Source organism: Mesorhizobium sp. WSM4836, from assembly GCF_055811815.1.
The window spans coordinates 308,876-333,522 of sequence record NZ_JBVVQF010000002.1 but is presented as its reverse complement, the minus strand read 5'-3'; the positions used below and the strand labels follow the sequence as shown (position 1 = coordinate 333,522).

The window sequence follows — 24,647 nt, the reverse complement described above, 5'->3', positions numbered from 1 at the left end:
GATTCGCGTTACGGCCGGCGAAACCCGGTCGGGCCGCCATAGAGATAACCTATACGGGCGATCGCCTCCCTCAGTCCTTCACGCGACACCAGCATGGTGTGGCCGTTCGCGTGGATCATGGTCTCCGGGTCCGTCATGATTGCGACGTGGCCTTTCCAGAAGACCAGGTCGCCGCGCCGCAACCCGGCAAAATCCGGCCCGGGGTCGAGCGGCTCACCGACGGTCGCCGCCTGCATGTCGGTGTCGCGCAGCACTTGCCTGCCAGCCATATGCATTGCAAGTTGTACGAGACCGGAACAATCGATGCCGAAGCCGGAGACGCCGCCCCACAGATAGGGCGTGCCGAGAAACGCCTCGGCGACCGCGACGTAGTCCGGGGCAACGTCGGCGACAGGCCTGAGATGGCCAGATATGACCGCCTCGCCGGATGGCAGCAGAGCATAGTGCGTGCCGCGCGTTTCGGCTGAGCCCGTCACCGTCACCAACGATCCCATCGAGAGCTGCGCGCTCACCGGGAAGCGCAAGTCGGGTCCTGAATAGAGAAAGGTGCGCGGCACCGAGACAACATGGATTGGCGCATGGTCCCGGCCGCCCAGCATGCTGTCGGCGACATAGCCGACATAGCCGTCGCGCTCGGCCTGTATCCAGGCCCAGCCCTCAACGTCCTCGAAGACGAGGATGTCTTCGCCGAACAGAATCTGGGTATCAACGCCGGCATCCGGGCGCGGAGCTTTGCGGACATCGGCCACGGAGGATGATATGCGAGCCGGCCGGCCGGCGACGAAACGGTCGGCGGAAACCTCGCCTTTCAGCCTGGCGTCGGCGAGATCGGAGCGGAAGGCATGGAGGCGGGCATCCCTGGCGGTCAAATCGGCAACTCGTTCAAATGGGCAACTCTTGAGCTCTGGCAATGATAACATCGCCAAAGCGCTCGACAAAGAGCGCGCCTTCGACTGTGCGCCTGACCAGCACGTTGCGCTTGTCGAGCTCGTCGCGGTGGCGCGAGACCAGTTTCAGCGCCCCCATCGTATCGAGCGCACGGGTTATCACCGGCTTGGTGACGTTGAGGCGGGCGGCGAGCCCGCGGACCGTGTGCGGCGGCGGATCGAGATAGATGGTGAACAGGATCGCCGTCTGGCGCATGGTGAGATCGGCCGCGTCGTCACGCACCTCGGATAACACCACCTGTTGCCATAGTCGCAAGGCCTGACTTGGACGCATGATAATCGACATCCGTCCAGCATGGCGGAAAATTGTTTCGGTTCCGTTTCAGTCAATACCTTCGTCGGCTATGCCCGAGAATCAGCCGTAGCGGTTCGAAATGACCTGCTCCAGCGCCCGGATGCTTTGCGCTTCGCCACCGGCAAGGCCGTGCGAGCGGTCGGTCGGGTTCCAGGCGAAGATGTCGACATGCGCCCAGCCGGCGGTCTTTTCCACGAAGCGCTTCAGGAAAAGCGCCGCGGTGATCGAGCCGGCGAAACCGTCCGACGTGACGTTGTTGATGTCGGCCACCTTCGACGCAAGCTTCGCGTCATAGGGCTTCCACAACGGCATGCGCCATAGCGGATCCTCGACCACGACGGACGCCTCGGCCAGTTCGGAAGCAAGCGCCTCGTCACTTGTATAGAAGGGCGGCAGGTCGGCGCCGAGCGCAACACGGGCAGCGCCTGTCAGTGTTGCCAAATCGACCAGCATCTGCGGTTCCTCGTCATCGGCCAAGGCCAAGGCATCAGCGAGCACCAGCCGCCCTTCTGCGTCGGTGTTGCCGATTTCGACGGTGATGCCCTTCCGGCTCACCAAAACATCGCCTGGCCGGAAGGCGTTGCCGGCTATCGAATTCTCGACAGCGGGGATGAGCACGCGCAACCGGACCTTCAGCCCGGCGGCCATAATCATGGAAGCGAGGCCCAACACATTGGCAGCGCCGCCCATGTCCTTTTTCATCAAAAGCATGCCCGAGGACGGTTTGATGTCGAGACCGCCTGTATCGAAGCAGACGCCCTTGCCGACCAGCGTTACCTTGGGGGCATTCTTCGGCCCCCAAATCATGTCGATCAGCCGCGGCGCGTCGGCAGAAGCCCGACCAACGGCGTGGATCATCGGAAAGTTGGCGGTAAGAAGATCGTCGCCCTTGGTCACCGATATTTCGGCCTTGTGCGTCGCGGCCAAGGTCCGGGCGGCTTTCTCCAACTGCCCGGGGCCCATATCACTGGTCGGCGTGTTGACCAGATCGCGCGCCAGGAAAATGCCATCGGCGAGGCGGCGGATGCGGGCGGCGTCGGTGCCTGCCGGCAGTGCGAGGCGAAGCGTCTTGCCTGGCTTTTTGCCGTAGCGGGTGAAGACATAGCCTCCGAGCGCCACGGCGAGTGCCGTAAGCTCCGGCTTGGCCGGTGCCGACGCAAAATGCCAGTTGCCTTCGGGCAAGGCTCTCGCCAGTGCGCCGATGGCCAGTGCGCCCTCGCCGTCGCCGGTGCCGAACAGGGCTCCGGCAATCGCGCCGTTGTCGCCAGGCACGATCAACGTCCTGCCGGCCTCGCCGGAAAAGCCGTTGGCCTTGGCCCACGCAACCGAGGATGGCGCAAGGCCCACCGCGGCCAGAGCATCCTTCGCCACCAGATGGACCGGCAGCGCATTGGTCAATTCTTTCTCGACGAGTTCGACAGGCATTTGCTGGTCTCCGGCTTCCGAGTCGGCTTTTTTAACCCTCCGTTAGGGTTAACAGAATATTTCTGCGGGAGGAAAGATGACCACGCAAATGGTCACGCGCACGAACGGAGCCCTGGTGCCGATGCCGACCAACCGCAGGATGAACGCCAGCGCAAATGGGCTGATCACCACGGCGTTGATGATGGTGCTTGCCGCAGGCGTCGCCGGCTGCGGAACCAGCAAATTGACGACTGGCTCGATTTCTCGTCCAAGCGGCAAGCCGCTGGAAACAATGTCGGCGGGCGAACTGCACAACGCTACGATGGCGCTCGGCCAGTCCTATTCGAAAAACCCCAGCGACAAGCGCATCGCGACGAACTATGCCGCGGCACTGCAGATGGACGGCGACGCAGACCAATCGCTTGCGGTGATGCGGAAGCTGGCGATTGCCTTGCCGAAGGATCGCGACGTGCTCGCCGCCTATGGCAAGGCGCTAGCCGCCAACGGGCAGTTCGAGCCGGCTCTCGATGCCGTGCGCCGCGCACAGACCCCTGAATACCCTGATTGGAAACTGGTGTCGGCTGAGGCTGCCATTCTCGACCAGCTCGGCCAGAAGGACGAGGCGCGCCAAGGCTATCGCAAGGCGTTGGATCTCAGGCCGAACGAACCGTCGATCCTTTCCAATCTCGGCATGTCGTACGTGCTGGAAGGCGACTTGCGTACGGCCGAAACCTATATGCGCTCGGCCGCCCAGCAGCCGAATGCCGACAGTCGCGTCCGCCAGAACCTGGCGTTGGTGGTCGGTCTGCAGGGACGGTTCGAGGAAGCCGAGAAGATCGCCTCGCAAGAGCTGTCGCCTGAGCAGGCGCAGGCCAACGTCGCTTACCTTCGCCAGATGCTGGCGCAGCAGAATGCCTGGAGCCAGCTCAAGGAGCAGGACAAGGCAAAGCCTGCCACCAACTGACCGCTTCGAGCGCCAAACCGGCGCGAATTCCGCAATACGTCGAACGCAAAGAGCCGCGCTGCACCGGCAGCACGGCTCCGAATCATATCAGCGTTTCTGGCAACGCCGCTGGCGCTACTCGCTGCTGGATTTCGGCTGGTCGCCAAAGATGCCGCGCTGGCTCACCTGGATGCCGGCGGGACCCAGAATGATGGCGAACAGTACCGGCAGGAAGAACAGGATCATCGGCACGGTGAGCTTCGGCGGCAGCGCGGCCGCTTTCTTCTCGGCGGCATTCATGCGCATATCGCGGCTCTCACTGGCAAGCACCCGCAACGCATGCGCCACGGGCGTGCCGTAGCGCTCAGCCTGAACCAACGCCTGGGACACCGACCTGACTGATTCCAGGCCAGTTCGGCTTGCAAGATTCTCGTAGGCCTGTTTGCGCTCCTGCAGATAGGAAAGCTCGGCGTTGGTCAGGATGAATTCTTCCGCCAATGCTACCGATTGGGCGCCGATCTCATCGGCGACCTTGCGAAGCGCCGCTTCCACCGACATGCCGGACTCCACGCATATCAGCATCAGGTCAAGCGCGTCCGGCCACGCCATCTGAATCGACTGCTTGCGCTTGGTAGCGCGGTTGTTGACGTAGAGCACCGGCGCGTAGAACCCCGCATAGGCAACCACGATGCACACGAACAGCTTCACGAAAAACGGCTGCTCGGGCAATCCGCCGAGCACGAACAGATACATCGCCGCCAATGCAAAGCCGATGAAGGGCAGGACGAGGCGGAAAAAAAGGAAGCGCGTCAGCGGATTTTGCCCGCGAAAACCCGCTACTTTCAATTTCTGCAAGGTACCTTCGTCCGCTAGCGCACGCCTGAGATCCAGGCGATCGACAATATTGCGCATGCCGACCGACTGTTCTTCGCGCAGGCCCTTGCGGCGGCGGTCGGCTTCGACTGCCAGTCGCGCGCGCTGCTTGGCGCGCAGCTCATCCCGCTCCAGCGCCACGGATTTCATGCGCGCCTTGAGCTGGTTCCCGCCAAAGGCGGGCAGCAGCGTGAAGACGGTCGCAAACACCGCGATGCCGACCAATAGTGCGATCAGCAGGGACGGGTCGGTGAGAGTTCTGATGACGTGATCGGTCATACGCGAGTCCTAGACTTCGAAGTTCATCATCTTGCGCATTACCAGGATACCCATCGACATCCAAATGCCGGAACAACCGAGGATCAGATTGCCGGTGCTGGTTGTGAAGAGGGGCATGATGTAGTTCGGGCTCGTCAAATAGACGAGAAAGGCGACGACGAAAGGCAACGCGCCAATGATCACCGCCGATGCCTTGGCTTCCATGGACAACGCCTGAACCTTGGCTTTCATTTTCTTGCGGTCGCGAAGCACGCGCGAAAGATTGCCCAGCGCTTCGGAAAGATTGCCGCCGGCCTGAGACTGGATCTGGATGACGATGCCGAAGAAGCTCGCCTCGGTGCACGGCATCGTTTCCGGCATGCGCATGGCCGCGTCGGGGATCGATAAACCCATTTGCTGCGAATCGACGATGCGGCGGAACTCGGTCTTGACCGGCTCGGGGGATTCGTTGGCGATCAGGCGCACCGCATCGTTCAACGGCAGGCCGGATTTTACCGCACGTACTATGATATCGAGCGCGTTCGGAAATTCATTGAGGAACGCTTTGACGCGGCGCGCGCGGCGAAACGAGACGAACCAGCGTGGCAGACCCAAGACGCCGACCAGCAGCGCAGCCGGCAGGACCAGCAGCGGCGCGCCGAGGAAATAGACCAGAGCCGTCGAGACGACGCCGCAGACCGCTGAGTAGACGTAGAAGCGCTCAAGCGAGATCTTCATGCCGGCCTGACGGATTTGGATCTTCAGCGGTGGTTTCTTGACCAGGCTCTGATTGGACTTTTGCTTTTGATCGAGATCCTTCAGCGAATCCTGGACGGACTTGCGACGCTTGGCCGCTTCCGCCATGCGATCGCGCGAAGCCTTGACGACGGAACGATCCGTCTCGGCGGTCTTGATCGATTCAAGCCGCTTACCGACCTGCTTCTCGGTGCTGATCCGGTTGAACAGGAAAGCATAGGCCACAGCGCCGGCGCTGAAGCCGGCGAGCACGACTAATGCCAATACGGTGCCGTCAATTCCAAACATCAACCCTGGCCCCAACGCTTCCAGACGGATCAGTCAGCGCGTTTCTCCATCGCCTCTAGTGCAACCGCGAGGCGCTGCTCCTCGCCGTAATAGCGGGCGCGTTCCCAAAAATGCGGACGGCCGATGCCGGTCGACACGTGCTCGCCCAGCAGCCTGCCATTCGCGTCTTCGCCCTTGATGTTATAGAGAACGATGTCCTGGGTGATGATGACGTCGCCCTCCATGCCGATCACCTCGGTGATGTGGGTGATGCGCCGCGATCCGTCGCGCAGGCGTGCAGCCTGTATGATCACGTCGACGGAGCCGACGACGATTTCGCGCACGGTTTTTTGCGGCAGCGTGTAGCCGCCCATGGCGATCATCGATTCTATGCGGTTGAGGCATTCGCGCGGGCTGTTCGAGTGGATCGTTCCCATCGAGCCGTCATGGCCGGTGTTCATCGCCTGCAGCAAGTCGAACACTTCGGGTCCGCGCACTTCGCCGACGATAATGCGTTCGGGGCGCATGCGCAGACAGTTCTTGACCAGGTCGCGCATAGTCACTTCGCCCTCGCCTTCGAGGTTGGGCGGACGGGTTTCGAGACGCACCACATGCGGCTGCTGCAATTGCAGCTCGGCCGAGTCCTCGCAGGTGATGACGCGTTCCTCGCGGTCGATATAGTTGGTCAGGCAATTGAGCAGCGTCGTCTTGCCGGAGCCGGTACCACCCGAGATGACGATGTTGCAACGGACACGGCCGATGATCTTGAGAATCTCGGCCCCTTGCGGCGAAATCGAGCCGAACTTGACCAGCTGGTCGAGCGTCAGCTTGTCCTTCTTGAACTTGCGGATGGTAAGTGCGGTGCCGTCAATAGCCAGGGGCGGTGCGATGACGTTGACACGAGAGCCATCTGGAAGACGCGCATCGCAGATCGGGCTTGATTCATCGACGCGGCGGCCAACCTGGCTGACGATACGCTGGCAGATGTTGAGGAGCTGCTGGTTGTCGCGGAAACGGATGCCGGTCTGCTCGACCTTGCCGTTGACTTCGATGTAGACGTTCCTGGAGCCATTGACCATGATGTCGGCAATATCGTCGCGGGCAAGCAGTGGCTCCAGCGGCCCATAGCCCAAAACGTCGTTGCAGATATCCTCGAGAAGCTCTTCCTGCTCGGCGATGGACATCGCGAAATTCTTGATCGCGATGATGTCGTTGACGATGTCGCGGATTTCCTCGCGCGCGCTTTCGGGATCGAGCTTGGCGAGCTGCGACAGGTCGATCGTGTCGATCAGTGCGGCGAAGACCTGGCTTTTGGTGTCGTAGTAGGTTTCGCTCTTTTGGCGCTGGATAGGTTTCGGCTCCGGCGCCAATGGCGGCGGCTCGACCGCACGGCGAACCGGCGGCGCGGCATGTGCGCCGGATGGCGGCAGCGTCGCGGGCTTGGCAGCGACAACGGCTTCCACAGGATTCGCGGCGGCCGGTGCAGCAGGTGCGGGTGCTGGCTGACGGAATTCCGGGATGGTCCGGTTGCCGTCGTCGCTGCCTCTTTTACCAAACATGATCGCTTACCAATTCCACCGCCGAGGCATCACTTCTTGTTGCGCGAAAGCTTGCCGATCAGGTTGCCGAGGCCAGCCTTTTTCCTCACCTTGATTTCGCTGCGCCCTGTCAGAACATGGGCGATCTCGTTGATCGTGGCGACGACCGGACTCTTGGCATCCATTTCACCGAGCATACGTCCGTTGTTGGCAGCATTTCCGAACAAAAGCGGCTCGAACGGGATGACCGACATCGGCGAAAGGCCGAGCGATTCGGAGAAGTCGGACGGCGTGATCTCGGGACGTTTCGGCACACCGGCCTGGTTGATAACAAGCTTTGGCGCAGGATCGTTCGGACGAAGTCGCTTCAGCATGTCGACCAGGTTCTTCGTGTTGCGCAGATTGGCCAGTTCGGGCGTCGCCGTGATGACGATCTCGTCGGCCTTGACCAGCGTGTTCTTGGTCCAGCCGACCCACACGTGGGGTACATCGAGCACGAGGAGCGGCGCGCTACGCTGGGCTATGTCGATAAGCTGGGTGAAGGCGTCGGGATCGAAATCGTAGACCCGCTCCAGGGTCGAAGGTGCCGCAAGTAGCGACAGATGCTCGGCGCATTGGGCGAGCAGCCGGTCGAGATAGACCTCGTCGACGCGTTCCGGCGAGAAGACCGCCTCGGCAATGCCTTGCGCCGGGTCCTGGTCGAAATTGATGTTGGCCGTTCCGAAGGCGAGGTCGAGATCGGCGACAACCACTTCGGATTTGAAAAGGGACGACATGGCCCAGGCCACATTATGGGCTATGGTCGAGGAGCCGACGCCGCCCTTGGCGCCGATGAAGGCAATCGAGCGGCCGATTGGCTCAGCTTCCGGATCAACGAAGATCGAAGACACCACGCTGACGATGTCGGCCATCGATACTGGCGCGATGACATATTCGGAAATGCCCGAACGGATGAGCTCGCGGTACAGGCCGACATCGTTGTAGTGGCCGACAACCACCACCTTGGAGGTCGGGTCACAATGCTCGGAAAGCTCGGCGAGTTGTTCCAGCAACAGCTTCGGCTCGCTGCGCGATTCAAGCAGAATCAGGTTCGGCGTCGGCGCCGACTGATAGAATTCGATGGCGGTGGGGATGCCCCCCATATGCACCTTCAGATGGGCCTTGGCCATGCGGCGATCCTCGCCGGCGCGCTCGACCGGATTGGCTACGCCTTCGGTCTCGCAAAACGCCTGGATCGAAATGCGCGGGATCGGCCGCAACGCCTGCATCGCGGCAATATCCTGCTCTGAGGTTTCGCCGCCCGGTACCTCTGTGTCATAGGCAAGATTGCTCATTGTCATCACTTTCCGTGACTTGCGCGGCTTAGGGTTTGTTGAGCCTCAACACTCGTTAATATTCGACTTCCGAATTGCCGAGGAATTCGTCCGAAATACCTCTGTCACGATAGACGTCGATCACCGCGCCGCGATTTTCCGCGTCGATCGGCGTCGGTTTGCGTGGCCCGATCAGATCGGACGGATTGGCCATCTGGGCAGCCAGGTTGTTCTGATACGAACAGCCGAAATCGGCATAGTGCTTGTTTTCCGAAGTCTCCAGCAGGTCTTCGGGCCAGCGCCCGCATTTATCCGTTTGGGCCTTCACCGAGACGTAGGCGACACGGACCGGGGCGGACGCTTCGGGCGAAAGAGACTGATAGGACCGAATGGCGATCCGCTTCCGGCTGATGCCGCTGGCTATGGCCAGCCTGGCGAAATCGCGGCCGGCCGCGGCCGCCGCGATCTCGTTGGCCGAGCCACTCGGAATCTCGATTGTCAGCACCGGAGCTGCGCTCCTGTCGTATCCTTCCAGGAAGCCCAGGAGCGTGTCGCGCTGGGATTTGGTCATGCCGCGGTCGCCGGCGCCGACCGGAAGATCGATCTTCTGGATCTTCTCGGCGATGACGATCGGATGAGTGGTGCGATAGTCGTCCGGTATGGCACCGACCGTGACGCTGTCGCGATTGGCGCAGCCGGCCAGTGATGCCGCTACCGCGATCGCGATGATGGGAACGGCCGGCCGCCAGATTCGCGAATGGACGGACCGTATCGCGGTGACCGCCCTTGCCTTCGATACTGACTGAGACATGTCCACTTCCCCGCTTACTTGTAGATAAAGCCGACAACGCCGTGGTAACGGCCGTTGGGCTTGTCGGTCTGCATGGTGCCGTAGACACGGTTCACGCGGCCAAGGAACATGCCGGCGCCATCGCTGGCGGCGTTGAAATTGTCATCCGGCTTGGCAAGATCGTTGCGCGCCACCGGCTTCACCAGATAGGGCGTGATGATGATGACGAGTTCGGTCTCGTTGCGGACGAAATCCCTGCTGCGGAACAGCGTGCCTAGCACCGGTATTTTGGTCAGGCCGGGCAGCCCGGCGACCGCCTGCCTGATGTCGTCGCGGACAAGGCCGGCGATCATCATGGAACCGCCTGAGGGCAATTCCACCGTGGTGTCGGCCAGGCGTTTGCGGATCGACAGAAAAGTGCTGCCGGGTAAGTCGCCGGCTCCTTCCAGGACTGCGGCGCCTTCGGTTGTCGGCTCCGAAACCGACGTCCTCACCTTAAGGCTGATGCGGCCTGCCGAAAGCACCACGGGCTGGAATTCAAGTCCAATACCATATTCCAGCTTCTCAATGGTGTAGGTGACCTGACCCGTTTGATTGTCGTTCGAAACATTGTTCGTTCGGCTTGTGACAAGATTGAATTCACCGCCGACCTTGAACGTCGCCTTCTCGCCCGAGACGGCGGTGAGAGTCGGCTCGGCCAGCGTCTTCATGACACCGCTTTGCTCCATGGCGTTTATGTACGCTTGAAGGGTTGAACTGCCGATCGCGGCCCCCGAATATTGCGACAGTGGCTTTCCCAATCCGTAGGCGGGCGTGGTGAGAGCGCTCCAACTGATGCCGTTGCTGCTGCCGTTGCCGACCATGTTGACGCCGAGCTGCTTCATCACCGTGCGGCTGACCTCGGCAACCGTCACCTTCAGCGTTACCTGGTCGTCGCCGATGATCTGCAGCAAGTTGACGATCTTGCTGACGCGGCGCTCGGCATCCGGGTTATCGATGGCGACGCCGGCTTCGGCCGAACCGCCGGCAGCGGTCTGCGAATATTGACCCGTGGTCGCCTCGCCGCCGGACACGAAGATGTTTGCCAGATCGGCCGCGCGCTTGGCATCCAACGGGGTGTCCACGGTTCCGGTCAGAACGACGTTGTCGTTCAGCAACTCGATCTTGACCTCCGACGACGGGATGAAGCGCTTGATGTAGTCCTCCAGCCCGGCAACATCGCGTTCGACCGCCAGGTCAAGGCTGACGATCTGCTCGCCATTCGGCCCAAAGACGAAGATGTTGGTCTCGCCGACGGCCTTTCCGAACAGATAGATGCGGCGGGCGGTGCGGGTCACCGCGTCGGCTACAGCGGGGTTGGCGACGAGAATGTCATAGGCATCGCTCGGCAGGTCGATAACTACCGATTTGTTCAGTCCGAGCTTGACCCGCTGGATGGCGGTCGAAGCCGTGACCCTGGCATTGCTCGCCGCACTGGCATCGAGGATGCCATATGCATTCGTTCCAAGGAGAAACAGGCCGATCGCCGCTGCCAGGGTGGGCGGCAGTTTGGTTTTTAGGCTCATTTCCTTGCCCCCACCTCGGAAACTTCGCCCGACTTGATCAACCGCACCGTTCCGCGCCGGCCATTGCCGGAAACCAGATAATCGGCCTCGCTCACATTTTTGTCCTGGCTGTCCTTGATCGAGCGCAGCGCCAGTGTCAGGCGATCGGCCATCTGCTGCGCGACGGTGATGATCTCGGCTTGCTGCGGCGTCAGTTCCAGCGTGGCGGTCTGGCCGACTCTGGTCTTCTTGCCTTCCTCATCCTCCTGAATTGTCTGATCGATCGCCAGCACGCGAATGTTCTTGAGGATGGTTTCAGTGGTGAAGCCGGGAGCCCCGCCATTGGCTGCGTCGGCTCTGCGGGTCATGATGACGTCGACGAAATCGTTGGGAAGAATGAAGCCGCCGGCCGAGGTGTCGGCCGAAACGCTTGTGGCGACAGCCCGCATGCCGGAGGGCAGGATCGACGACATGAAGCTTTGCCCTTCACCGATCAGTTTCGAGCGGCGCAGCGGCTCACCGGCATAGAGCGCCACGCGGGCGACCGCGCCCTTCAGCTTGTCCAGCGCTTCAGGCTCGGCGGCGCGGGTGATGAAATTTGCGTTGATGCCGGCGGACGGCCATGACTCCCAGGAAATGTTGTTTTCAAGCGGACTGCCCATCGGGACGTCGCCGGAAAGGACAAGCACATCCTGCAGCGCGATCGCCGGCGCCTGGGGACCGGAATCGACAACGGGAGGCGGCGGAGCCACAACCATGTTCTTCGCGACATAGCCTGCACTACCGGCCGCGGCTATCGCCACGCCTAGAATAATCAATCGGGATGCTGGCATCTGTCCGAACCTCGCCCTTGGCAAACCACGTAGCCAAGCCGGACTTTGCAGCGGCAATCGTCAAAACAAGGTTAATGTTATACTTACGATCGTGATTAATTTAAGGTTTACATAAACTAGAGTGACAAGCCCGGCCCGAAGGAAAAACGTCCCCAACTCGCCTGCCCGGCGCTAACGAAATAAAGCAAATTCAGCCCGCCAGCCTGGTAAGTGCCCAGGCCATCAACGGCGAGTCCGGATAGGTAAGCAGACCGCCAATGCCAAGCGCAATGCCGTACGGAACGCCGGTCGCTTCATCGGCGAAATGGCGCAGGAACCGGTTGTGGCTTGTGGCAGCGGCAAGCGGCGATTTTCGATAGGCAAGGATGGCAAGCGTCAGCAGACCGCCGATGAGTGTCGAGGCTACGAGATATTCAACGAGATGGATGTTCAGTCCCATCCACATGGCAGTAGCGGCAAGAAGCTTGGCGTCGCCGCCGCCCATGCCGCCGAGCGCGAACAGGCCGAACGTCATCGCGAGTACCAGGCCGCCCGCGGCGAAATGCCAGCCATAGGTGGCCCAGTCCATGCCTGTCAAAGGCGCAACCAAGGCGAAAACAACGACAAGCAACACCGGCACGCGATTGGCGATCGTCATCGACAGCATGTCGGAGATCGCGGCAAAAAGCATGCAGAACGGAAAGACGACGAAGATCAGGGCTTCAAGCATTGGCGAGCGCCTATGGTCAAACTGTAGCTGGTCTCAGCTTAGGCATGTTCAATAACGATTGATGAGGCCGAAGTTTCAGATCGTGCAGTACGATTAGACAAGGGCCGCCAGTGCGGCGGCCCTTAGCTGGAAAACAACTGGACGTCGTTGTCGATTACGGGGCTACACCGGTGTTGACCGCGGTTGAGATGTCCGTGAACTTGTCGTTCAGGGCATTGCCGAGCTGGCCTGCGCCGACCATGATGGCGAGTGCGATGAGAGCGGCGATCAGACCGTATTCGATAGCGGTCGCGCCGGATTCGTCCTTCACAAAACGTGCGATGAGGTTAGACATTTGAGCTCCTACTCCAATTGTTACAGCACTTCCGTCAGCTTCTCTTGGTGGCTGATCGGATGCTGCGAATCTATGGAGAAGCTGTTTCAATCGGCTTAATAAACAGGCTTACCGATTCCTTTCCCGCTTCGATGACGTTGCGTGGTTAACCAAGAACTAAAATACCTGCCGCTGGGCCACGGGCCAACAAAGGGCGCAATTAGGCAAAGACGTTCGAGCCGCGCCGGCTAGCCTAATGCCGGTTCCGGTTTGATCCTGACCTACAGCCGCTTAACGGTTGGTTCACCAATCTCATTCATGTTCTGTTGAACAGTTTGCCAGGGGAGCGCCTCAATGGCCGGGCCGAGATCGTCATTCGCAGTTGCCGTGCTTTTTGCCGCAGTGGCTTTCGCCGGTCCAGCCAAGGCGGGCGCCGGCATCGAGGTTACGATGAACCAGGCAAAGATCGTCAAATTGTCGCGCGCGGCCGATACGATTGTCGTCGGCAACCCAGCGATCGCCGACGCCTCCGTGCAGGACGCATCGACGATCGTACTGACCGGCAAGGGATTTGGCGTCACCAATCTTGTTGTCCTCGATCAGGAGGGCAAGCCGATTATCGATGAGCAAATAACCGTCGTGCGCCAGGCGGCGTCGTCGGTGCGCATCTATCGGCGTGCCGAGGTACAGACCATGTCGTGCGCGCCATATTGCGAAAGCTCGTACAAGAGCGATGCCGAGAAGGCCTCTGAAGCAGAGATGAGCGCCGGGCATTAGCCAGCCGACTTCCTCCGCCTTTCTGCGGGAACGCACTTGCGTTATCGGCCGGTTAAGGCCTTTCTGCCGAATTTAACGGTCATTCCAACCCGACTTCAATGGGTTCCGGCTAATGGTGGGGTCCGATACAGAACCGGAATCGGCGGGCAGAGAACATGAGCAAGTCAGGACGAGCAGGTTTTCCCGGACGGCTTTTGGGCGACCGCCGCGGAAGCATGGCGATCGAATTCGCCATGCTTGCAATTCCTTTCGCGCTTCTTGTGTTCGCCATCCTGGAGAGCTGCATTTCATTTGCCGCACAGGAAGTGATGGCAAACGCCACAGACGACATCGCGCGCCAGCTGCGTACCGGCCAGTTAAGACCGGCCGACGTGTCCGGGACCAAGCTGCGGGACAAGATCTGCGCCAAGCTGGAGATCATGGTCGCCAAGACCTGTCCCGGATTGCTGGTGGATTTGCGCGAATATCCGACGTTCGCCGATGCGGCGCTGGCCGGTTTCAAGATCCAAGATGGCGACGTTGTGCTGACCAAGGGCACGAGCACACAGAGCTTCACCGTCGCACCGGGCCTGGCGGAGTCGAGAAACATGCTGCGGGTTTTTTACAAATGGCCGGTGATGACCGACTTCATGGCCAAATCGATGGCCAATCTGAAGGACGGCAAAACGCTGCATTTTGCTTCGATCACCTGGCAAAACGAGCCGTTCGACAACTGAACCACGTAGTCGCTTGAAAAGGGCAAAGCCATGTTTCGTGCGGGGGCACAGCTGGGCATCGCAGGAATTTGTACAAGGCTTTGCTCGGACCGCCGCGGTATTGCGGCTGTCGAGTTTGCCCTCATCGTGCCTGTCCTGTTGATCATGTACTTTATGACCATGGAGGCCTCGCAAGCCATCGAGACCAGCAAGAAGGTCAGCCGCATCGGCAGCATGGTAGCGGACCTTGTCACACAGCAGCAGACCATCAAGGCGGCCGATCTCGATGCCATCATGGCGATCGGCAGTTCCACGCTTCAGCCCTACAGCCGCTCGAAACCGAAGATCATTATCACGGCGATACAGGTGACGAACGAGACGACGCCGAAAGTCCTGGTGGTGTGGTCGCGCAAAGTGGTCAATGGCGTCTCTAGTGTCGACGCCGTTAAGGATTCCACCACAACGGTCCCGAGTGCGCTCAAGATCAAAGGCACTTTCCTCATTCGGGTCGAAAGCGACCTCGCCTACAAGCCAATCATCACCTGGTCGGCGGACGGCCAAAGCCGGTTTGGGTTGACCTCGGTTTTCAACAACATATCGATGTCCGAAACTTACTATCTTCGGCCGCGCAGGAGCCCGACCATTCCGTGCAGCGACTGCTGACGCGTAGCTTTCAGAGCAGGCCTCATGCGAGCTCCACGCCGCGCATTTCGATCGGCAGATCGATCATGCGCAAATCGTCGCTCCCGGACCAGCACGCCAAGCCGTGCTGTTTGGGTTTCCGAATTGCCAATGGCGGCGCGGAACCCTATGTCTGAGCCAACACACAGGCAATGATGAACCTTTCGATGGCACGCGCCTTCCTTTTTGTCCTTGACTCCTTCGGCATCGGCGGCGCGGCCGATGCCGAACGCTATGGCGACACCGGCTCCAACACGTTCGCACACATCGCAGGGGCCTGCGCGGAAGGCCGCGCCAATCGCGAAGGCCTGCGTGACGGACCCCTTCTCGTACCAAACATGCTCGTGCTCGGCCTCGGCGAAGCCGCGGCAACGGCGACGGGTTTCAGGTTCGAGAATGGCGGCAGTGCCCCGCTTGCCGCCGCCTTTCACGGTGCGGCCCAAGAGGTTTCGAGCGGCAAGGACACGCCATCGGGCCATTGGGAAATAGCCGGCCTGCCGGTCCGTTTCGACTGGGGTTACTTCCCGGACACGATTCCCGCCTTTCCGGCCGAGTTGACCGAAGCAATGGTGCGTGAAGGGAAGGTGCCCGGCATCCTCGGCAATTGCCATGCTCCGGGCACCGAGATCATCGAACGGTTCGGCGAAGACCATATTCGCACCGGCAAGCCGATCTGCTACACCTCGATCGACTCCGTCCTGCAGATCGCCGCGCATGAGGTTCATTTCGGCCTGGAACGGCTTTACGAGTTCTGCAAGGTGGTGCGCAGGCTCGTCGATCCGCTGAATATCGGCCGCGTCATCGCACGGCCGTTTATCGGTGAAACCGGCGCCACGTTTGAGCGAACGCATAATCGTCGCGACTATGCCGTACCGCCGCCGGAACCGACGCTGCTCGACCGGCTGACGGCGCGCGGCAGCCGGGTTATCGCGGTCGGCAAGATCGGTGACATTTTCGCCCATCGGGGGATCTCGGAAATCCGCAAGGCTGCCGGCAACATGGCGATGTTCGACAAAGCGCTTGGCGCCATGGAAGACGCCTGCGACGGCGACCTCGTCTTCGCGAACTTTGTCGATTTCGATACCGAGTTCGGGCATCGGCGCGACGTTGCGGGGTATGCCGCCGCACTCGAAGCTTTCGACCGGCGCCTGCCCGAGGCATTCGCACGGCTGAGGTTAGGCGATCTGCTCATTTTGACCGCCGATCACGGCAACGATCCGACCTGGCGCGGCACCGACCACACGCGCGAGCGTATTCCGGTTATCGGGACACGGCCGGGTTTCAAAGGCGCAGACATCGGACTGAGGACGACATTTGCCGACATCGGCGAAACCGTGGCCGAACATCTCGGGCTGGCGCGCGGTCGTTACGGCACCTCGTTCCATGCCACGATAGGCGGTCATGCCTGAGCTGCCGGAGGTCGAGACAGTCAGGCGCGGTCTGCAGCCGGCCCTTGAGGGTGCCCGCATTGTCGGTGTCGAGGCACGCCGGCCGGATTTGCGGTTTCCGTTCCCCGAGAGATTTTCGGAGCGGCTGACCGGCAAGACGATTGCGGCGCTCGGACGCCGTGCCAAATATCTGACGATGCACGTGGACAACGGCCCGGTTCTGATCTGCCATCTCGGCATGTCGGGTTCGTTTCGCATCGAAACGGCAGACGAGAGCGCAACGCCCGGCGCGTTCCACCACGAACGTTCGAAAAACACCGCTCACGATCACGTCGTCTTCGATATCGTATCACCTGCCGGCGTCCGCTCTCGCGTGATCTTCAACGACCCGCGCCGCTTCGGGTTCATGCTGTTTTCGGAAGGCGAGCCCGACATGCATCCGATGCTGGCGGGATTAGGCGTCGAGCCTACGGGCAATGAACTGGACGGCGCGCTGCTCGCTTCGTTGCTGAACGGTCGCAAGTCGCCGCTGAAAGCGGCACTTCTAGACCAACGGCTGATCGCCGGGCTAGGCAATATCTACGTCTCGGAAGCGCTTTGGCGGGCCGGCCTGTCGCCGCTGCGCGAAGCGGGCACCCTCGCGAGAACCGGCAAGAAAGCCAAGGAGCAGAGTGAACGCCTGGCCGAAGCAATCCGCTCGGTCGTCGCCGATGCGATCGCCGCCGGCGGCTCGTCCTTGCGCGATTATATGCAGACCGATGGATCGCTGGGCTACTTCCAGCATTCCTTCGCGGTTTACGATCGCGAGGGGGAAGCCTGCTCCAAGCCTGGTTGTGGCGGCCACATCGAGCGTATCGTGCAAAGCGGTCGCTCGACTTTCCACTGTCGAACCTGTCAGGCTTGAACCAGAAGCGAGGAGGAGCAAAGCATGGGCTACGAAACCATCATCATCGAAACCCGCGGCAAGGTCGGGCTGATTACGCTGAACCGGCCGCAGGCGCTCAATGCGCTGAATTCACAAGTGCTGGCGGAACTGGTCGCGTCGGTGCACAGCATGGGCGCCAATGCCGACATTGGCGCCATTGTTATCACTGGTTCGGAAAAGGCTTTCGCGGCAGGTGCCGATATCAAGGAAATGCAGTCGATCTCCTATGTGGATGCCTATCTGCAGGATTTTTTCGTCGGCTGGGAAGAATTTACGCGGGCACGAAAGCCGATCATCGCGGCGGTGGCGGGTTATGCGCTGGGGGGCGGCTGCGAACTGGCGATGATGTGCGACTTCATCATAGCCGCCGACACCGCCAAGTTTGGCCAACCCGAGATTACGCTGGGCGTCATGCCCGGCATGGGCGGATCGCAGCGCCTGACCCGCTTCGTCGGCAAGTCGAAGGCGATGGATATGTGCCTGACGGGGCGAATGATGGATGCAGCCGAGGCCGAGCGTTCCGGCCTTGTGTCGCGCGTCGTGCCAGCCGGCGAGTTGATCGGGGAAGCGCTTGAGGCAGCGGCCAAGATCGCCGATTTTTCCTTGCCGTCGGTGATGATGGCGAAGGAGGCCGTCAACCGCGCCTATGAGACGACCCTCACCGAGGGTCTGCGGTTCGAGCGCCGGCTGTTTCATTCGCTGTTTGCGCTGGATGACCAGAAGGAAGGCATGGCGGCTTTCACCGGCAAGCGGAAGCCGAATTTCACGAATCGATGAGATGACGAAGGCGTGGGTCAAAAAGAAAGCACTGCAGCGTTGACGCGCCGGAAAAGCTGAACTATAAGCCGCACCAACTGAGGCGGCCCTGTGGCTGCCCGTTTGTTTTTTGCGCCCTGCGGTATCCCGCAAGCGCCCACCAGATCAGAAGAGAGGCACCATGGCCAATACCTCCTCGGCCAAAAAGGCAACGCGCAAGATCGCCCGTCGCGCAGCGATCAACAAGAACCGCCGCTCCCGCGTCCGGACCTACATCCGCCAGGTCGAAGAGGCGCTCGCGGCTGGCGACAAGGCGGCCGCACAGGCTGCCTTCAAGGTGGCCGAGCCGGAGCTGATGCGCGCCGCGACCAAGGGCGTGGTGCACAAGAACACGGCATCGCGCAAGGTGTCGCGGTTGGCCCAACGGGTCAAGGTGCTGTCGGCCTAATATACCTTTTCCTGAACTGCGCTTCTTCAAACCCGGCCAATCGCGCCGGGTTTTTTCGTTTGCCGGCAAGTACTTAAAAGAAAGCCCGTGAAACGGCGCTGCGCGAGCGTTGCAAAGTTCGAAATGCTTTGCCGGCATCTACATGCCCGCTCATATTCGGAGCCTCCGAAACTGCCAATACGAAAATTCCGAGCGTCACAGATTTCGTTTTCTTTTCAGAAGCTTACCGACAGTGATCCACAGCTTGTTCACATCAGCTGCGGCCGAGAGGCGGCAATTGGCTGTCAAGTGAATTATTTCAGAAAATTTCGCATTGTGTGGCCTTTTTCATATTCGCCGGAAAAGGGTTTGAATCACAATGGCTTTGTCAAAATCAACTGTTGCAGCTTAGCGTTCGAAACGTCCCTTACTAGTCAGATTCCTTAAAAATCCGTTAGGGGTGGCCTTGCCCTATCCACAGCGATTTCGGTAATGTCTGTCCATCGAAGGGACGGGCCCTTGGCCCTTGACCAGCCTGAAACCGGCCAGCTCAAATTGGCAGAGTTTACAGCGCGGATTCAACTCCGCGGACGGGGTTGGTTTGTCTTTTCGATACGGTAGGGGACTGGCGTAATTGTACATGGCAGGTCGACGGTGCGCCGGCGGTTTTCGCCGGACGGCATTTTATTGCCCTGACATGACCAAAGCGGATCGGCTCTTCGGCGCCGGACGACAACGAGGCGATTCATCAGCCGGCGGCGGCGATGGTGTCGCAGGGAAGACACGGTCGCCGGAAACATGGATGCAGGAGGCGCATCCCCGGCGGAAAACAGGTACAAGAGACAAGGAACTCGATCATGCAGAGCGGCGGCATCGAAAGGGAGCTTACAGGCGACCTCCCATTTCCTGGGACGTTAATCGGAAGGAACGACATGGCGGCTTCCAATGAAGCTGAACAGAAGTTCGATCGGGTCAAGGCCCAGTTGAAGGCGCGTCTGGGAACCGAGGTTTATTCGAGTTGGTTCGGGCGCATGAAGGTCGCTGAATCTTCCAAGGGCATTGTCCGCATCTCAGTGCCAACCGCATTCCTGCGTTCGTGGATCAACGGCCACTATCTCGATCTCATTACCGAGTTGTGGAAGCACGAGGATCCGGAGATCCTCAAAATCGAGATCGTCGTTCGCACCGCCACACGCCAGGGCCGCAATAGCGTCGAGCCAGAAGTGACCCCGGCGCGCAAGATGACCAGGCAGACGCAAACCGCGCTCTCTGCGGGCACGGCGAATCCCAGCAGGGTCGAACGGGTCCAGGTACCCCGCCCGGGGATGCCGGCAGAAACCGAGTTCCGGCACAATGTTCTTGGTTCGCCACTCGATCCTCGCTACACTTTCACCTCCTTCATCGAGGGACCATCGAACCGAGTGGCTTTTGCCGCCGCCAAGGCGGTCGCGGAATCGCAGTCGAGCGCGGTTCGTTTCAATCCGCTCTTTCTTCACGCGACGGTCGGGCTGGGCAAAACGCATCTGTTGCAGGCGATCGCCGCAGAATCGCTGAAGCAGAATCCGAAATCGCGGGTCGTCTATCTGACGGCTGAGTATTTCATGTGGCGGTTCGCCACCGCGATCCGCGACAACAACGCGCTGACGCTGAAAGAACAACTGCGCGACATCGACCTCCTCATCATCGACGACATGCAGTTCCTGCAGGGTAAGTCGATCCAGCATGAATTCTGCCATCTGATCAACATGCTGCTAGACAGCGCCAAGCAAGTGGTGGTCGCTGCCGACCGGCCGCCGTCCGAATTGGAGTCGCTGGAGCCACGCGTCCGCTCGCGCCTCAACGGCGGCGTCGCGCTGGAAATGTCAGCCCCGGATTTCGCCATGCGTATCGGTATGCTCAAGCTCAGGCTTGCCACCGCCAAACACGACGATGCGTCGCTCGACATTTCCGACGAGATACTCAACCACGTCGCCCGCACGGTGACCGGCAGCGGGCGCGAGCTCGAAGGTGCCTTCAACCAGCTTTTGTTTCGCCAATCCTTCGAACCGCAGATCACCATCGACCGCATCGACGAGATCCTCGGCCATATCTATCGTTCGGGCGAACCCAAGCGGGTGCGCATCGAGGACATCCAGCGCATCGTTGCGCGCCACTACAATGTGTCGAAGACCGAACTTCTGTCCAACCGGCGCACACGCACCATCGTCAAGCCAAGGCAGGTCGCCATGTATCTGTCGAAGGTGATGACGCCGCGCTCGCTGCCGGAGATTGGGCGGCGGTTCGGCGGCCGTGACCATACGACCGTGCTGCACGCGGTGCGCAAGATCGAGGATCTTTCCGGTGCCGACAACACACTGGCGCAGGAACTCGAATTGCTGAGAAGGCTGATCAACGACCAGGCCTGACGGCCCAAAAAATGCCGGCTCGCGGACTTCGGCCTTTTTATCCCCAGAAAGCCCGCGCAGCCGGTCCGAACCGGTGGCGCGGGCTTGCGTTGGCCGGGCTTTTCCTGTCAGTTTACGCAGATTCTGAGCCTGTTCAGACCTTTCGCGGGGCGCCGCTTGCCGGAGACCCGTTCATTCATTCAAGCGAGCCTGTTTCGTCATGCGTGTTATCCTGGAACGGTCAAATCTCCTGAAGTCGCTCAACCATGTTCACCGCGTGGTCGAGCGGCGCAACACCATTCCGATACTGTCGAACGTGCTGCTCAGCGCCGAGGGGGCCAGCCTTGAAATGAAGGCGACCGACCTCGACCTGGAGGTGACCGAAGCGACGCCGGCAAAGGTCGAGCGAGGCGGGGCGACGACGGTTCCGGCGCATCTGCTCTACGATATCGTGCGCAAGCTTGCCGACGGCGCAGAGGTGGCGCTGAAGACCGACGAAGACGGCAACGCCATGACGGTGACGTCGGGGCGCTCGAGCTTCCGCCTGCAATGCCTGCCGCAGTCCGACTTTCCCGAGCTTTCAGCCGGGTCGTTCTCGCACATTTTCCGGCTCGATTCGGTCGGACTAAAGGGCCTCATCGAAAAGACCCAGTTCGCCATCTCGACCGAGGAGACGCGCTATTATCTGAACGGCATCTATCTGCACACGCACGAGGTCGGCGGCAAGCTGAAGCTGCGCTCGGTCGCGACCGACGGCCACCGGCTGGCGCGCGCCGAGATCGATGCGCCGGCAGGCTCCGAGGGCATGCCTGGGGTCATCATCCCGCGAAAGACAGTCAGCGAGCTGCAAAAGCTGGTCGACGATCCCGATGTTGCAGTCACCACGGAGCTGTCGGACACCAAGATCCGTTTCACCATCGGCAGCGTCATTTTGACCTCAAAGCTGATCGACGGCACTTTCCCGGACTACCAACGCGTCATTCCGACCGGCAACGACAAGAAGCTGATTATCGATCGCCAGAGTTTCGCAGCTGCCGTCGATCGAGTTTCGACCATTTCGTCCGAACGCGGCCGGGCGGTGAAGCTTTCGATCGCCGAAGGGCAGGTCACGCTTGCGGTCAACAACCCGGATTCGGGCAGTGCCACTGAGGAACTGGCGGCCGACTATTCGTCCGATCCGATCGAAATCGGCTTCAACGCCAAATACCTGCTCGACGTTGCCGCGCAACTGACCGGCACGGAGGCGAAGTTCATGCTGGCGGATGCCGGTTCCCCGACGCTGATCCACGACATGGCCGACGAGACCGCGCTCTACGTGCTGATGCCGATGCGGGTATAGGGCCCGAACGAGGCCATCTTGCTGTCGTGACCAGATCTGCAAAACCGCAGCAGACCTACATAAGTAAGCTCACACTTACGAATTTCCGCAACTATGCGGCGTTGGCAATCGACCTTGATCCCGGCGCTGTGGTTTTCTCCGGCGACAATGGCGCCGGCAAGACCAATCTGCTTGAAGCGATCTCGCTGCTCACGCCAGGCCGTGGCCTGCGCCGCGCACCCTATGCGGAGGTGGCGCGCGAAGGCGGCGACGGTGGCTTTGCGCTGCATGCCCGGCTTGACGGGCCGGAAGGCCAGATCGAGATCGGCACTGGGATACCGGGCAGCGACGGCGAAGGCGGCAGGCGGGTGCGGATCAACGGCGCGGCGGCGCGCTCAGCCGAAGACATGCTGGAATGGCTGCGCGTGGTCTGGCTGACACCGGCCATGGACGGCCTGTTCCCTGGGCCGGCCGCCGACCGCCGGCGCTTCCTCGACCGGCTGGTACTGGCGATCGATCCCGGCCACGGTCAGCGCGCGCTTGACTACGAAAAGGCAATGCGCGGCCGCAACAGACTGCTCGCCGACGGCTCACGTGACGGTGCCTGGTTCGATGCGATTGAGATGCAAATGGCCGAGACCGGCGTGGCAATTGCCGCGGCGCGTGCCGAACTGGTGCGCCTGCTCGCCGCCATGATCGACCGTCTGCCCGGTGACGGACCGTTTCCGCAAGCCGACATCGGCATCTCGGGCGAACTGGAAGGCGAAATCGGTATTTTGCCGGCCGTCGACGTCGAGGAACGGTTCCGTCATGCGCTTGCCCAAGGGCGCGACCGCGACCGCACTGCCGGACGCACGCTCGATGGCCCGCACCGTTCCGACCTCGTGGTGCGCCACCGGCCCAAGGCGATGCCGGCCGAGCTCTGTTCGACCGGCGAGCAGAAGGCGCTGCTGGTCGGCATTGTCTTGTCGCATGCGCGGCTAACCGGCGAGATGTCGGGCATGACGCCGATCCTGCTGCTCGACGAGATTGCCGCGCATCTCGACAGCGGTCGACGGGCGGCCTTGTTCTCGATTCTGGAGGAGCTGAACTGCCAGGCTTTCATGACCGGGACCGATGCCGCGTTGTTTGACAGCCTCAAGGGACGCGCGCAGTTCCTGACCGTCGATCACGGTAAGGTCAGGCCGACCACTTGAACTTGGTTCATGGCCCGCTTCTGCGCGGCATGCATTGGTGCCTGACAAGCCTTTTCCTCCGCTATATGGTCCGGCGATGACCACAGCCGCCCTCACCGATGAAGAGCTCGAACGCTACGCCCGCCATATCGTACTGCCCGAGATCGGCGGCGCAGGCCAGCAGCGGCTGAAGCGGGCGCGGGTGCTGGTCATCGGCGCCGGCGGATTGGGAGCGCCAGTGCTCGAATATCTCGCCGCCGCAGGGATTGGCACCCTCGGTGTCGTCGACGACGACATCGTTTCGCTTTCCAATCTGCAACGACAAGTGATCCACGCCACCGGCGATGTCGGCGTGGCGAAAACTGGCAGCGCCAGAGTGGCGATCAGCCGCATCAATCCAAACGTCGTTGTGGAAGAGCACAATTTCAGGCTGACCGTAGACAACGCCCCTACCCTTATTGCCCGTTATGACATCGTCGTTGACGGTTCCGACAACTTCGAGACGCGCTACGCGGTGGCCGACGCCTGCGCCGCCGAGAGCCGGCCGCTCGTGCATGCCGCCGTTGGCCGCTTCGACGGCTCGGTCACCGTACTGAAGCCGTTCGAAACCGGCCCGGACGGCAAGTTGAACCCAAGCTACCGCGATCTCTTTCCGGAGGCGCCGCCGCCGGGACTGGTGCCATCCTGCGCGGTGGCCGGCATTGTCGGCGCGCTGACCGGGGTCATCGGCACGCTGCAAGCCATGGAAGCGATTAAGCTGATCACCGGGATTGGCGAGCCGCTGGTCGGGCGACTGCTGCTCTACGATGCGCTGGCGGCACGCTTCGACACCATCCGCTACAAGCGAACCAGCCCGTGAGTCTGCCTGCCGACGTTTCCATTGTGCAGCTTGCGGCCGATTTCGACCGTTGGGACGAGGTGCTGGCGCTGGTCAAGCGCGCCTTCGCTTTCATGGACGGGGTTATTGACCCGCCGTCCTCGGCGCATCGGCTCACCGTCGAAAATCTCAGCGCTAGAGACAGCATTCCTGGCGCTGAAGGAAAACGAGATCGTCGGTTGCGTCTTCGTCCTGAAGCGCGCAGACGACTTTCATATTGGAAAGCTCGCGGTCGAGCCGGCTCTTCGGGACAAGGCATTGGAAAACAGCTGATGGAGGCCGTCGAAGATCTTGCCCCCAGCCACAACGGGACCGCCATCGAGCTCCAGACCCGCATCGAGCTGACCGGAAATCACGCAGCCTTTGCCCGCTTCGGCTTTCGTGAAACCGAACGGACAGCGCACAAGGGGTACGACCGGCCGACCTCAATCAGCATGCGCAAGGCGCTTTCGTGAGCCAAC

The 24,647-nt window shown here is 61.0% G+C and carries 24 protein-coding genes and 1 pseudogene; 13 read left to right on the top strand and 12 right to left on the bottom strand.

Features of this window, described 5'->3' with window-relative positions; genetic code table 11:
* Positions 1-8 precede the first annotated feature (8 nt).
* From AC0L2P_RS03815 to AC0L2P_RS03805, 3 genes are all read right to left on the bottom strand, one after another.
* Positions 9-920, bottom strand: a complete 912-nt coding sequence (locus tag AC0L2P_RS03815; RefSeq protein ID WP_473499910.1) for a C40 family peptidase — start codon at positions 918-920, stop codon at positions 9-11.
* Positions 883-1,233, bottom strand: coding sequence for a MarR family winged helix-turn-helix transcriptional regulator (locus tag AC0L2P_RS03810; RefSeq protein WP_473499909.1), 351 nt, complete (start codon positions 1,231-1,233; stop codon positions 883-885). The genes AC0L2P_RS03815 and AC0L2P_RS03810 overlap by 38 nt, the downstream gene beginning before the upstream one ends.
* A 69-nt stretch (positions 1,234-1,302) precedes the next feature.
* A complete protein-coding gene (locus AC0L2P_RS03805; RefSeq protein WP_473499908.1) occupies positions 1,303-2,667 on the bottom strand; it encodes a leucyl aminopeptidase family protein in 1,365 nt (454 codons plus the stop codon).
* A 121-nt stretch (positions 2,668-2,788) separates the two neighbouring features.
* Here AC0L2P_RS03805 and AC0L2P_RS03800 point away from each other — a divergent pair, with 121 nt between their 5' ends.
* Positions 2,789-3,610, top strand: coding sequence for a tetratricopeptide repeat protein (locus AC0L2P_RS03800; protein WP_473499980.1), 822 nt, complete (start codon positions 2,789-2,791; stop codon positions 3,608-3,610).
* 114 nt (positions 3,611-3,724) lie between these two features.
* Here AC0L2P_RS03800 and AC0L2P_RS03795 read toward each other — a convergent pair whose 3' ends face one another.
* The 9 genes from AC0L2P_RS03795 to AC0L2P_RS03755 all read right to left on the bottom strand — a co-directional run bounded on the left by AC0L2P_RS03795 (position 3,725) and on the right by AC0L2P_RS03755 (position 12,804).
* On the bottom strand, positions 3,725-4,741 hold the full coding sequence (locus tag AC0L2P_RS03795; RefSeq protein WP_473499907.1) for a type II secretion system F family protein: 1,017 nt from the start codon (positions 4,739-4,741) through the stop codon (positions 3,725-3,727).
* A 9-nt stretch (positions 4,742-4,750) separates the two neighbouring features.
* Positions 4,751-5,764, bottom strand: coding sequence for a type II secretion system F family protein (locus AC0L2P_RS03790; protein ID WP_473499906.1), 1,014 nt, complete (start codon positions 5,762-5,764; stop codon positions 4,751-4,753).
* Between the two features lie 29 nt (positions 5,765-5,793).
* A complete protein-coding gene (locus AC0L2P_RS03785) occupies positions 5,794-7,302 on the bottom strand; it encodes a CpaF family protein (protein WP_473499905.1) in 1,509 nt (502 codons plus the stop codon).
* A 29-nt stretch (positions 7,303-7,331) separates the two neighbouring features.
* Positions 7,332-8,615, bottom strand: coding sequence for a CpaE/TadZ family protein (locus tag AC0L2P_RS03780; protein WP_473499904.1), 1,284 nt, complete (start codon positions 8,613-8,615; stop codon positions 7,332-7,334).
* 55 nt (positions 8,616-8,670) lie between these two features.
* Positions 8,671-9,405 carry a CpaD family pilus assembly protein gene (locus tag AC0L2P_RS03775; protein WP_473499903.1) on the bottom strand — a complete coding sequence of 245 codons (735 nt, stop codon included), beginning with the start codon at positions 9,403-9,405 and terminating at the stop codon, positions 8,671-8,673.
* Positions 9,406-9,419: 14 nt separating this feature from the next.
* Entirely contained in the window at positions 9,420-10,949 is a 1,530-nt protein-coding gene (locus tag AC0L2P_RS03770) for a type II and III secretion system protein family protein (protein WP_473499902.1), read from the bottom strand.
* A complete protein-coding gene (gene cpaB, locus AC0L2P_RS03765; RefSeq protein ID WP_473499901.1) occupies positions 10,946-11,761 on the bottom strand; it encodes a Flp pilus assembly protein CpaB in 816 nt (271 codons plus the stop codon). Before cpaB ends, AC0L2P_RS03770 begins: the two co-directional genes overlap by 4 nt.
* A 190-nt stretch (positions 11,762-11,951) precedes the next feature.
* Complete coding sequence (locus AC0L2P_RS03760) at positions 11,952-12,470, bottom strand: A24 family peptidase (protein WP_473499900.1); 519 nt, start codon at positions 12,468-12,470, stop codon at positions 11,952-11,954.
* Between the two features lie 154 nt (positions 12,471-12,624).
* Positions 12,625-12,804: a Flp family type IVb pilin gene (locus AC0L2P_RS03755; protein WP_473499899.1), complete on the bottom strand. Its 180-nt coding sequence runs from the start codon at positions 12,802-12,804 to the stop codon at positions 12,625-12,627.
* 333 nt (positions 12,805-13,137) lie between these two features.
* On the opposite strand from AC0L2P_RS03755, the gene AC0L2P_RS03750 reads away from it, so the two are divergent.
* The 12 genes and pseudogenes from AC0L2P_RS03750 to AC0L2P_RS03695 all read left to right on the top strand — a co-directional run bounded on the left by AC0L2P_RS03750 (position 13,138) and on the right by AC0L2P_RS03695 (position 24,641).
* Complete coding sequence (locus tag AC0L2P_RS03750) at positions 13,138-13,560, top strand: pilus assembly protein N-terminal domain-containing protein (protein WP_473499898.1); 423 nt, start codon at positions 13,138-13,140, stop codon at positions 13,558-13,560.
* A 155-nt stretch (positions 13,561-13,715) separates the two neighbouring features.
* A complete protein-coding gene (locus AC0L2P_RS03745) occupies positions 13,716-14,276 on the top strand; it encodes a TadE/TadG family type IV pilus assembly protein (RefSeq protein ID WP_473499897.1) in 561 nt (186 codons plus the stop codon).
* Positions 14,277-14,306: 30 nt separating this feature from the next.
* Positions 14,307-14,918 (top strand): TadE/TadG family type IV pilus assembly protein, encoded by a 612-nt coding sequence (locus AC0L2P_RS03740; protein WP_473499896.1) that lies wholly within the window; start codon positions 14,307-14,309, stop codon positions 14,916-14,918.
* A gap of 185 nt (positions 14,919-15,103) precedes the next feature.
* Complete coding sequence (locus AC0L2P_RS03735; RefSeq protein ID WP_473499895.1) at positions 15,104-16,345, top strand: phosphopentomutase; 1,242 nt, start codon at positions 15,104-15,106, stop codon at positions 16,343-16,345.
* A complete protein-coding gene (gene mutM / locus AC0L2P_RS03730; RefSeq protein WP_473499894.1) occupies positions 16,338-17,228 on the top strand; it encodes a bifunctional DNA-formamidopyrimidine glycosylase/DNA-(apurinic or apyrimidinic site) lyase in 891 nt (296 codons plus the stop codon). Before AC0L2P_RS03735 ends, mutM begins: the two co-directional genes overlap by 8 nt.
* Positions 17,229-17,252: 24 nt before the next feature.
* Positions 17,253-18,026: an enoyl-CoA hydratase gene (locus AC0L2P_RS03725; protein WP_473499893.1), complete on the top strand. Its 774-nt coding sequence runs from the start codon at positions 17,253-17,255 to the stop codon at positions 18,024-18,026.
* Between the two features lie 160 nt (positions 18,027-18,186).
* Positions 18,187-18,453, top strand: coding sequence for a 30S ribosomal protein S20 (rpsT, locus tag AC0L2P_RS03720; protein ID WP_023676922.1), 267 nt, complete (start codon positions 18,187-18,189; stop codon positions 18,451-18,453).
* A 911-nt stretch (positions 18,454-19,364) separates the two neighbouring features.
* Positions 19,365-20,837: a chromosomal replication initiator protein DnaA gene (gene dnaA, locus AC0L2P_RS03715; RefSeq protein WP_473499892.1), complete on the top strand. Its 1,473-nt coding sequence runs from the start codon at positions 19,365-19,367 to the stop codon at positions 20,835-20,837.
* Positions 20,838-21,036: 199 nt separating this feature from the next.
* The gene (dnaN, locus tag AC0L2P_RS03710) at positions 21,037-22,155 is read left to right on the top strand and encodes a DNA polymerase III subunit beta (RefSeq protein WP_473499891.1); all 1,119 of its coding nucleotides are present in this window, start codon (positions 21,037-21,039) and stop codon (positions 22,153-22,155) included.
* A gap of 26 nt (positions 22,156-22,181) precedes the next feature.
* On the top strand, positions 22,182-23,330 hold the full coding sequence (gene recF / locus AC0L2P_RS03705; protein WP_473499890.1) for a DNA replication/repair protein RecF: 1,149 nt from the start codon (positions 22,182-22,184) through the stop codon (positions 23,328-23,330).
* Positions 23,331-23,406: 76 nt separating this feature from the next.
* Entirely contained in the window at positions 23,407-24,168 is a 762-nt protein-coding gene (locus AC0L2P_RS03700; RefSeq protein ID WP_473499889.1) for a molybdopterin-synthase adenylyltransferase MoeB, read from the top strand.
* Positions 24,165-24,641: pseudogene (locus AC0L2P_RS03695) on the top strand (GNAT family N-acetyltransferase). Before AC0L2P_RS03700 ends, AC0L2P_RS03695 begins: the two are co-directional and overlap by 4 nt.
* Positions 24,642-24,647: the final 6 nt, after the last annotated feature.